This is a genomic window from Anaerophaga thermohalophila str. Valhall (genome assembly GCF_000250735.1).
Classification (GTDB): Bacteria; Bacteroidota; Bacteroidia; order Bacteroidales; family Marinilabiliaceae; genus Anaerophaga; species Anaerophaga thermohalophila_A.
Window position 1 is genome coordinate 1 of record NZ_AHZV01000137.1, and the last position, 11,327, is coordinate 11,327.

Annotated in this window: 8 protein-coding genes; all 8 read right to left on the minus strand. The window is 43.3% G+C overall.

Annotated elements, in window-relative coordinates:
* Positions 1-281 precede the first annotated feature (281 nt).
* A complete protein-coding gene (locus tag OQ5_RS0107360; protein ID WP_016776866.1) occupies positions 282-974 on the minus strand; it encodes a zinc metallopeptidase in 693 nt (230 codons plus the stop codon).
* Positions 975-1,174: 200 nt separating this feature from the next.
* Positions 1,175-2,683: an MBOAT family O-acyltransferase gene (locus OQ5_RS0107365; protein ID WP_016776867.1), complete on the minus strand. Its 1,509-nt coding sequence runs from the start codon at positions 2,681-2,683 to the stop codon at positions 1,175-1,177.
* 6 nt (positions 2,684-2,689) lie between these two features.
* Positions 2,690-4,096 carry a hypothetical protein gene (locus OQ5_RS0107370; RefSeq protein WP_016776868.1) on the minus strand — a complete coding sequence of 469 codons (1,407 nt, stop codon included), beginning with the start codon at positions 4,094-4,096 and terminating at the stop codon, positions 2,690-2,692.
* Between the two features lie 27 nt (positions 4,097-4,123).
* A complete protein-coding gene (locus tag OQ5_RS0107375) occupies positions 4,124-5,680 on the minus strand; it encodes a lytic transglycosylase domain-containing protein (RefSeq protein WP_016776869.1) in 1,557 nt (518 codons plus the stop codon).
* Positions 5,681-5,801: 121 nt separating this feature from the next.
* Positions 5,802-6,470 (minus strand): DUF5683 domain-containing protein, encoded by a 669-nt coding sequence (locus OQ5_RS0107380; RefSeq protein WP_255297436.1) that lies wholly within the window; start codon positions 6,468-6,470, stop codon positions 5,802-5,804.
* Positions 6,471-6,487: 17 nt separating this feature from the next.
* Complete coding sequence (locus OQ5_RS0107385; RefSeq protein ID WP_016776871.1) at positions 6,488-7,372, minus strand: ParB/RepB/Spo0J family partition protein; 885 nt, start codon at positions 7,370-7,372, stop codon at positions 6,488-6,490.
* A 23-nt stretch (positions 7,373-7,395) separates the two neighbouring features.
* Positions 7,396-8,196, minus strand: coding sequence for a ParA family protein (locus OQ5_RS0107390; protein WP_016776872.1), 801 nt, complete (start codon positions 8,194-8,196; stop codon positions 7,396-7,398).
* 298 nt (positions 8,197-8,494) lie between these two features.
* The gene (gene priA, locus OQ5_RS0107395; RefSeq protein ID WP_016776873.1) at positions 8,495-10,963 is read right to left on the minus strand and encodes a replication restart helicase PriA; all 2,469 of its coding nucleotides are present in this window, start codon (positions 10,961-10,963) and stop codon (positions 8,495-8,497) included.
* Positions 10,964-11,327 lie beyond the last annotated feature (364 nt).

Here is an 11,327-nt window from a genome sequence, read left to right on the forward strand (position 1 = left end):
AATGCCCAATTATCGGCAAAACACAAGCGTCCTCGAAAAATTTGATTTGAAAATAGTTCACTATTCCCTGCATCAATTTTTTCTGCGGTTTCTTGTGTTTTGGGATACTTGAACATCTCATGACGAAAATTTATGAATAATGCAGGTTAAAATTCAGTTGGTTGCACTAATTGAAAAAGAATTGAGCCTGAAAAATAAACCCCTTGTATTCTCCAAAACTGTGAATACAAGGGGTGAGTTTATTTTGGTTTCCATATTTGGAAAAAAGGAGCGACAAGGCACTAATCTCTTCTTCCCAGGAAAATCATGACATAATAAGCCAGAGTAACAAGAGCTGATAAAGCCGCAACAACATAGGTATAAGCTGCCCATTTCAGAGCATCCTGTGCCTGGTTATGATTTCGGCCGGTGGTAATGTTGGCCGAATGCAGCCATGCCAAAGCTCTGTTGGTAGCATTGATTTCGACCGGAAGCGTGATGAATGCAAACAAAGTGAACACGGCATAACAGGCTATAATTATCTGCAACGCCAGGTCGAATGAAATAAAGCTTGGCAACATGAATGCGCCGAAAAACATCATGATAAATACGGCATTCAGAATTTTAGAACTGACATTCTGTACAGGGACAAGCGCTGAGCGCAATTTCAGCGGGGCATAGCTGCGTGCATGCTGAACGGCGTGTCCGCACTCGTGTGCAGCCACTGCAGCAGCTGCCACATTGCGTCCGTGATAAACATTTTCGCTAAGGTTAACGGTTTTGTTGGCCGGGTTATAGTGATCTGACAAATGTCCGCGTGATGGCAGCACCCTGACATCATAGATGCCGTTGTCGTGCAACATCTTTTCGGCTACTTCCTTTCCCGAAAGGTTGCTGTCGAGCGGGGTTTTTGAATATTTTTTGAACCGGCTCTTTAACTGTGAACTTACAATCCAACTCGCGATTAAAAAGAATAGAAATATAATTATAAGCATAGCCTGTCAAATTTAAAATTGTTAGATTTTCAGATAGAATATATATCTTCTAAGTTCCCCTATCAGGCTTTAACAACTTAGCAAAAAGAATGCCAGAGCTGTAACAGAGTTCGGGGTTCGGAGTTCGTGGTTGAAGTTGTATCAACTCTTCTGTCTGACCATTCCCCCTGTCCTTTCTTCCTTCCTGACCACCACTAACGTCAGAATCTGAAATAGATATACGGAACCATATCTGCGGTTCTAAACTGGATCATGATGAGTACGGCAATAACAACCAGTGCCACTTTGACAGTCCATTGTGCCGTGATAAACCGGCCCCTGATATTTTCTTTTAGGGAGGCGGGGAGCCAGTGCAAAACAAAACCGGTCACTATAAGAATAAAGGAAAGCATATTAACCTGCATGGATTGTATCATCATATCGGGCTGAAAAGCATCAATGATTCTGTTTACCATTGTTCCGGCCCTTTGCAGATCGGGAGCTCTGAATAATATCCAGCCGGCTGCAACAAAATGGAAAGTAATAAGAAAGCCTGTCCATGATGCAATCCACCGTGGGAAGCGTGAACTTAACGGTTTCAACAATTTATCTGCTACCAAGCCCAGTCCGTGCCAGATGCCCCAGAGGACAAAGCGCCATGATGCTCCGTGCCAGAGTCCACCCAATGTCATTGTAATCATCAGATTGAAGTACATACGTAGTTTTCCTTTCCGGTTTCCGCCCAAAGGAATATACAGGTAGTCGCGGAGCCAGCTTGAAAGCGATATGTGCCATCTCCTCCAAAACTCACTGACAGATAATGCTTTGTATGGACTATTGAAGTTCAGGGGCAAACGAAAGCCGAGCAATAAAGCAAGACCTATGGCCACATCGGTATATCCGCTGAAGTCGCAGTATATTTGCAGTGTGTAGCCGTAAATTGCCGACAATATCTCAAATCCGGAGTAGAGGTAAGGATTTTCAAACACTCTGTCCACCAAATTCACGGCGATATAATCTGCAAATATCAGCTTTTTTGACAACCCGGCTATGATGAGGAAGGTCGCATGCCAGACTTGCTTTTCGCTGAGGTTGAAAGGCCTGTAAAGTTGTGGCACAAATTCGCGTGCTCTGACAATGGGGCCTGCAACAAGCTGGGGGAAAAAAGAAACATAGAAACCAAAATCGATGATGTTGTGGACAGGTGCCAGCTGACGTCTGTACACATCCATTGAGTAGCTGATGGTCTGGAAGGTAAAGAACGAAATACCGATTGGTAAAACAATATCATCCACATTAAAATTGCTCCCAAATACAGCATTAGAAACTACTGCCAGCCAGTCTTTCATTTCTATACTTTGTTGAGTGATTTGGGCCCATGCATCGGCTATAAACCAGGCGTATTTAAAATAACCCAGCATACCCAGATTCACCAGCAAACTGAGAATTAACAACAGTTTTCTTTTCCAGTGTTTTGTGAAGTGTTCGAGCCCAATCCCGATGAAAAAATCGACCAGAGTTGAGATCACCAGCAAAAAGAAAAAATATCCGCCTGCTTTGTAATAAAAAAAGAGACTTGCCAGAAACAGAAATCCGGTTCGGAGCACACGTTGGCGGTATACTAAAGCATGGACGAGCAGAACAATGCCAAAAAACATCCAAAACAGGGCCGAGGTGAACATAAACGGTTCTCCCGGATCATAGGATACTATTTTGAGTATTGCGTCCATTTGTTATTATTTCCCGGTTTCAGCCAGTGTTTTCGCCGATAGTGAATCCATCAGGGCCCAAATCTGAGTGCCAATTTTTCGGGCCCCACGTCTGGTAAAGTGCATATAATCGGAAGAAATGAGCGGAGGCTCCTGTCCTGCCCATTCAACAGCAGCATTGGTGCCACCCATAACTTTTTGAAGATCGATAAACCCCATATTACATTCAAGGGCTGCTGATCGTTGGGCATCAGCAATAAGCCGTGCATGTTTCAGCGGTTTTACTTCATTGTCGATCATGGCTGCAGCCGACTGGACGCCCACAACCAGCACAGGAATATCGGGGAAAAGATTTTGAAGTATGCGCAGTTCCCTTACAAAATGGGTATAGTAGAAGTGGTAATTATCTGTTTGTGTGGGTAACACATTGGTGCCAAACTGCAACAAGAAAAGTCCTATATTCATTTCTTCGGCCATCGATTTCAGGAGTTTATTTTCTGCCAGTCTTACCCCCGGCCAGGGGCGCCCTCTCATGGCAATGTTGTCTACAGCAATGCCATATTCGCCATCAAGGGTGAGTCCGTGAAAAGCAGGGGTATCATCTGAGGTAAAATGATAATCTATTTTTTCTCCTGAAGGCAGATTTGACAAAATAAAGGTTTGGATTCCTGTAGATGGTGGCAACACTACAGATGCCAATAATGTATCGGCGGTTACTTTAATTTTCAGACTGTCCATTCCCGTAGTTGTGAATAGCTTTGAGACAGAGAAATTCCCCGTACGATCCGTTTTCCACGGAATCGGTGAAATGGTAAATTCTGCTTTTCCGGTCTGAAACCATGCAGCTCTGGCAGCAAAGCCAAAATCCAGCCTTCCGGGATAGTCATTGTCGCGATAGCTGTATGACAGTGACCAGTTCCCTTCGTTTTCAAGACGTATGTTGGCATTAATTCGCAAGGGATCGTAAGGCATAATAAAACCCGGGCCGCTTCCTCCGTATTTTTCCTGAAATTTTTGACGCAATGTACCGGTGATCCTGTCAGCTTCTATTTGGGAGTCTCCCATGTGAAGAATCCGGATGATGCTTCTTTTTTCTTTAGCGCGGGCAGCCTCTTTACAAAAAATGGCAAACAGCTTTCGGAATGTATAGGGAGCCATCAACACCGAATCGTCGGAGATGAATGTTCCGATATCGATACTGTCAGGTGGTGTTATCAGTGCTGAATCGATGTTGGCCTGAAGAGATGTGTCATTTTTATCAATAACTTCATCCCGGGGGATATTTAACGGTATTGATGAATCACGAACGGCCGTTTGCTGTGTTCCGAATTTTGGAACCAACGAAAAGCCGGCATTGTTAATGAGCTGATCGAGAGTGATGATCAGCAGTACAATAAGGACGAAATAAAGAAATATTTTAATCGGACGTACCATCCGTGAATTCTTAGAACGCCTTCATCATCAAGATTTTGGCTTTATTTTTAATTTTTGTCCGGGCTTGATATGCCGGGCGTTGCTGATGTTGTTTAATCGCAGGATGTCGGAATCGGTTACATCGGGGTATTGACGGGCAATGGACCATACGCTGTCTCCCTGACCTACTGTGTGATAGATATAATCTTCGTCATGAACCGATTCGGCAAGCTGGTCGGTTCCGGAAGATGAGTATCCGCTTTTCTGTCTGGCGATTTCTTTGTAATAATCCACTTTGTCTTCATCTACATAGATAACCAGTTTTTGTCCGACACGGATAATGTTACGACGAATATTATTCCAATAACGCAAACTTGAGGTGTAAACATCGAACCAGTCGGCAATCAGCCCCACAACATCGCCTGATTTCACCGTATAATAAATTCTGGCTTTCCCGGGAGGGGGAGCAGAGGAACCGGCTGAAGAGTTTCCAGGCTTGACAACCAACTGATTATTTGGAAAATATTTCTGACGATTAAATTTGTATATCGTGTCTTCGTTGGAAGCAAAAGATGTAGACTGATGAAATGCCAGGCGCAAAGGAAATGCCTGATTTTGTGCAGGAACAATATCCTTCCGGTATTGCGGGTTCAGATGCCGGATGATGTCTATCGGAATGTCCAGCATTTGTGATACCTGGGCAAAGTGGAGCGGTTTTGATATCATAACGGTATCTGTTGCCAGGGGCAGCTGGACAGGGCGGGGTTTCAGATCATGCTCTTTGTAGTAATGAAATGTATAGGTTGCTGCAATAAAAGCGGGAACATATCCTCTGGTTTCGCGCGGAAGCAGGTAGAATAATTCCCAGAAGTTCTTTTTTCCGCCGCTTCTCCGGATGGCACGGTTAACGTTGCCCGGGCCGCAATTGTATGCTGCAATAACTAATTGCCAGTCACCATATATATTGTAGAGGTCGCCAAGAAATTTAACCGCTGCCTGTGTCGATTTGTAAGGGTCTCTTCGCTCGTCAACGTAAGAATTTATTTCAAGGCCGTATTGTTTACCCGTGTAATACATGAACTGCCACAATCCGGATGCACCGGCTCTTGAAAAAGCTCTGGGGTTGAGAGCCGATTCAATAACCGGAAGATATTTAAGCTCGAGGGGGAGTCCTTCCGCATCCAGGGCTGCTTCGAAAACAGGGAAATAATATTCCGACAGTCCGAGCATGGTTTCAACCTGCTCACGGCGTTCCTGGGTGTAAAGCTTTATGAAGGCTTTAACATGATTGTTATAGGTCAGTTTAAACGGTGATACAATTTTGCTGAGGCGTTTGATAAGAACAGAATCGCTAAAATTCGTGCCCGAAGCCAGGGTGTGTTCATAAATTGTGTCAACAACGAGTCCCGTACTGGTATTCATGTACCATATATTGACCAGACTATCCAGAGTAGTTGAAAAATCATCAATATCGATGGTGTCTTGTTTCGTTAAAAGCAGACTGTCATTTTTGGTTGCTGTTTGAGCTGTCATTTTTGGGGTGGATGCTGCCGTCAAACAGAATACAAGAACAATGCTATAGTGAAAAATATTCTTCATCTTCATTTTTCTTTCCTTTTTGTTATGAACAACGGGTACAACTAATGGCGATACCGAATGGCCCTGACGGATCGCCGGACACAGAGATTACGGAGAATCGCGGGAAATGTTTCAAATCACCTGATCATCAGAAATTAAGTGAAAGCCGGATTCCCAGGTTGTTTGATGAATAAGGGGTGGGGTCCATAATAACCGGCCGAACCTTCATGGAAAGATCATCACTGACGTCAAAATCATAGAAATGGGCATCAACGGTTGCATCGATCATATTAAGAACGTAGATGGCAGCCATTCCAATATAACTCAAATCCCTGTATCTCCGGTAATATTCTCTTTTGTTTTCAAGCGCCCGCTGAAACCAGTCTGCATATTGTCCCTCCACCTGTTCTACAGTTAATGTTGGTGGAATAATATCCACATACGATTTGTTGCCCGGGTCACGTATTAAGAAGTCACGGTAGGCGTTTTTATATTTGGTATAATTGGTGGAGTTAAAATGGATGGCATAAACCATTGAACCAATTACACCGTAGATGATAGGAATCTTCCAGTATTTTTCGTTATACGCCTGCCCCAGTCCGGGGAGGATAGCAGAATAAAATGTGGCCTTATGAGGGGAGTGTAATTTTTCTTCCTTGTCGCTGAAAACATCCTGCATCGTTCTGCCGTCAGAGAGAGAAACGGTATCCGTTTTTTCTGTCTCCTGGGCCCGGAGGTTTTGTGCTTCAACTCCGACCATAAGGAGGAACATTGCCAGGGTCGTTTTCACAATCGTCCGCCACAGTGTAAAATCCATCCTAACCCGTTTAATCATTATTTGGTTTTGGCCTTATCCAGAACATTGACAATTTTCTCTAACTCATCATCACTTCTGAAAGGGATAACAATTTTCCCTTTTCCATCGTTTCCACGGGAGAATTGGATGTTGGTTTTAAAAAAGTTGGACAATTGTTGTTTCAATTGTTCATATTCTTCGGGCAATTCGTCTTTTTTGGTTTCTTTTTTCTTTGTTTCTTCAGTTTGCGAGGCTTTCCTTACAAGCTCTTCGACTTTTCGTACACTGAGATCGTTTTTGACGATCTGATTGAATATTTTCAATCTCGCTTTTTGATCTTCCAGATTGATCAGTGCACGGGCATGTCCCATGGATATCTGCTTTTCGCGCAGGCCTAATTGAATTTCGGCAGGCAATTTAAGCAAGCGAAGGTAGTTGGATATGGTAGAACGTTTTTTCCCAACTCTTTCCGACATGCTTTCCTGGGTCAGATTGCATTCGTCGATAAGTCGCTGATAACTGATGGCCACTTCAATAGGATCGAGGTCTTCGCGTTGAATGTTTTCCACAAGGGCCATCTCCAGCATGGTGTCGTCTTCAGCCATGCGAACATAAGCCGGTACGGTTTCAAGTCCGGCTATTTTGGCAGCTCTGAAGCGCCGTTCTCCTGCAATCAGTTGAAATTTATTAGCTGCTTTGCGAAGCGTAAGAGGCTGAATAATCCCGATTTCCCGGATAGATGCAGCCAGTTCATTAAGGCTTTCTTCATCGAAACGGGATCGGGGTTGCCAGGGGTTTCCTTCAATTTTATCAATGGGGATTTCGTTGATAGAAGCTTCAGCTTTAGGGGCACCCTGCGAATATTCTTCCGAGTTGTCGATCAAAGCTCCAAGGCCTCTTCCCAATGCGTTTTTTCTTGCCATTTTTGTCTCCTGTATATTCTGTTTTAATTGGCTACTTTGTTTTTATTGTCAATTTTGGTCATGTTGTTTTTTTGCAACAATTCCCGGGCCAGATTCAGGTAATTCATAGCACCTTTCGATGCTGCGTCGTACATTACAACTGCTTTTCCGTAGCTGGGAGCCTCACTTAGCTTAATGTTTCGCGTAATAAGGGTTTCAAATACCATGTCCTGAAAATGCTTTTGCACTTCTTCCACAACCTGGTTGGAAAGACGAAGCCGGGAATCATACATTGTCAGCAGGAACCCTTCAATTTCGAGGTCGGGGTTGAGGCGGTTTTGTATGATTTTGATGGTGTTAAGTAGTTTACCCAAACCTTCGAGAGCAAAATACTCGCACTGTACGGGAATCATCACCGAGTCGGCTGCAGTGAGTGCATTTACAGTAATAAGCCCTAACGAGGGAGAACAATCGATGAGAACAAAATCGAAGTCATCCTTTATCTTGTTGATTACGCCTCTGAGTACTTTTTCCCTGTCGGGCATATTGAGCATCTCGATTTCGGCGCCAACAAGATCGATGTGGGATGGGAGTACATACAAATGGTCAATCTCGCCTTTCTGAATGGCTTTTTTAGGGTCTTCTCCGTCAACAATGCACTCGTAGATGCTTGTTTCCACTTCACGTATTTCAAAACCAAGTCCGGATGTTGCATTGGCCTGCGGGTCTGCATCAATCACAAGAACATCGTATTCGAGCACAGCCAGGCTGGCTGCCAGGTTAATGGCTGTTGTTGTTTTTCCAACACCACCTTTTTGGTTTGCTAAAGCAATTATTTTAGCCATAAATTCAAATTTTTATAATTTCCTTTTTAAGTCCGGAAGCCTGTTTTCTGTCAGGCAGAGAATTTGCAGGTGCTCATTAGTCAGACTTTTAAGCTGACAAAACATCAAAAATCACAGCACTTCACATTTTTCCGGGAAATGGAAATATACCCATTTTTTGGCAACTGCCAAAGTTATACTTTTATTAAAAAAATCCCTTCAAATCGGGCATATATTTAGTTGTTATGAGGGTACAAAATTGATTGAAAGCGAGTTGCATTTGTGAGCAAAGTTATAAAAAAACAGTCACTTTTTTGTGCTAAAGCGGATCCACATCTGCATAAACGGAAATGTATTTCCACTGATGATCGCTCAGGATAGCATCAATGGCGTCATTAACAATTTTTTTAATGTACGAAGGAGAATGTCCTTTTTCATATTTAAGCATAATGCGTGTCAAATATTTATTTTGAATTCTGGCTACCGGTGGTTCCTGCGGTCCCAGTACTCTGTCGCCCAGGATGGTGCGCAGTCTTGCTGCCAGTGCTGTTGCTGCATTATCCAATGTATTTTTTTGTTTATGCTTTAAAACCAGGTAGATGAGCCGGAAATAGGGAGGATATTTGTATGTTCTCCGTTCAGCCAGCTGGGAGCGATACATCGCATCATAGTCGTTATCCACAACATATTTAATAATCGGATGTTCGGGCGATGAGGTTTGCAAAACGACGGTTCCTCTTTTATTTTTTCTGCCGGCACGACCGCTAACCTGTGCCATCATCTGAAAGCCTCTTTCAAAAGCCCTGAAATCAGGCATATTCAACATGTTATCGGCATTGAGTATGCCCACCACGCTTACATTATTAAAGTCGAGCCCTTTGGTAACCATTTGGGTACCAATAAGTATATCTACCGAGCCTGTTTCAAAGTCGGAAATAATGGTCTGGTACGATTTTTTTGACCGGGTGGTATCAAGGTCCATTCTTGATACCCTTGCTTCAGGGAACAGCAATTTGACTTCTTCTTCAATTTTTTCGGTGCCAAAGCCCTGAGTGGATAGTGCAGGGCTACCACAAGCCTGGCAGGTTTGTGGCGTTGTAACAGTATGGCCACAGTAATGGCAGACCAGCTGGTTCATTTTTTTGTGATAGGTCATGCTGACATCACAAAACTTGCAGCGCGGAACCCATGAGCACACGCTGCACTCCAAAAAGGGAGAAAAACCACGACGGTTTTGGAAAAGTATCACCTGCTTTTTGTCGGTGAGCGCTTTCTCAATATGTTCGAATAAGACGGGTGTAAAATGCGATTTCATCTGTTTTTTCCGGCGAGCTTCTTTCAGATCGGCTACAAGGATGCGTGGCATTTGAATATCTTCGTACCGGGTGTGAAGTTCTACCAGCCCGTATTTTCCTCTTTGGGCATTGTAATAACTTTCGATCGACGGGGTGGCAGTGCCAAGCAATACTTTTGCTCCGTGTTTGTGAGCCAGCATTATTCCGGCGTCGCGTGCATGATAGCGCGGAGCAGGATCGAATTGCTTGAAAGAGTGTTCATGTTCTTCATCCACAATGATCAGTCCAAGATTTTTGAAGGGCAGAAATATGGAAGAGCGTACGCCCAGGATAATCTGATAGTTTTTGTCTTCCAATAAATCGCGGTATACCTCAACGCGTTCTTCACTACTGAACTTTGAATGGTAGATACCCAGCCGGTTGCCGAAGTGACGCTTCAATCGTGTTGTAATTTGCGTGGTGAGCGCTATTTCGGGAAGCAGATAGAGAACTTGTTCGCCTTTTTTCAGATGTTTTTCGATAAGATGAATGTACAGCTCTGTTTTTCCGCTCGATGTAACACCATGGAAAAGTACAACGGTATGATCATCGAACGCTTTTTCAATTTCTTCAAATGCTTTGGCCTGTGCCAGTGAAAATGTTTTTTTCTGTTGTATTTGTTCCTGCGAACGGTCGAGGCGCTCTGTTTGCAGGGGGAACTGTTCCAGAATCCCTTTCTTTATGAGCTCATTCAGGGGCGAAGCTGCGCCGGGATTTTCTTTCAGCAATGCTTTACGGCTTACACTTTTGCCTTTCATTGCATTTCCGGCACCTCCTGTTAGATGAATAAGTTTCATCAACAATTCTGTCTGGCGCGGCGCCTTTTCTATACTGTTGAAAGCTTCGTGCAGAGACTTTTCATTTCTGCATTTTTCGTTTAATCTGAGATGATTTTCAGTTTTCGGACGATATCTGTCTTTCAGCCGTTCTGTTACAAAAACAGCGCTTTCATCAATCAGGGTCTGTAACAGGTTAAGGCTGTTCTTTTGGTTCAGGAAGTCGTTGATTTCGGCAACAGAGCATACTTTTTTTTCCGATAAGAAGGAAAGTAGTTTTATGGCCTTTTCCGGCAATTCGCCGGTCTGTTCATAATCGGGGTTGTAATATACACGTGTTTCGCTTTCCAGTTTTAATCCCGAAGGCAGGGCGGCTTTGTAAACTTCGCCCAGTGTGCACTGATAATACTCAGCTATCCATTCCCAAAAGTCAATTTGTTTGGGAGTTACAACAGGAGAGTTGTCGAGTACCGAAAGAACGGGTTTCGTTTCGTATTCTTTTGGCTTTTTATTGTGTATTGAAAAAACGATCCCCGAATACTGCTTTTTCTTACCAAAAGGGACTACAACCCGCGTTCCGCGTTCCGGATAAGGATTCAAATCCGGAGGAATGTGATAAGTAAAAAGCTTTGGAAACGGCAATGGTAGTATTATGTCTGCATATATGTCCGGTGTCATTGATTGTTCTTTTAGAGATCGTAAAGTTAGAAAAAGAGCCGTCTCTTCAAATAGTAGATCGTTAGACTTTTAGATATCAGATAGAGGATGATTGTATAATATTGATATACTGTATTTAACGGAACATTTAACGAAACGAGCATGGCAGGGATTACCACAATAAGAATATGTATAAGTTTTTGCATGCGAGTTCCATTCGACCTTAAAAATAAATTTTATACGGATGAATAGAAATCCATGAGAATAAGCGCTTCGCCCGGCTCTCTTTGCAAGGCAATGTTGCATAATCCGGTGGCCGCTTGCTTGCAAGAATCCGTGTTCTTTTGTGAAATTTTAATAAGATGAGTGCGGTATAAAAAGCATA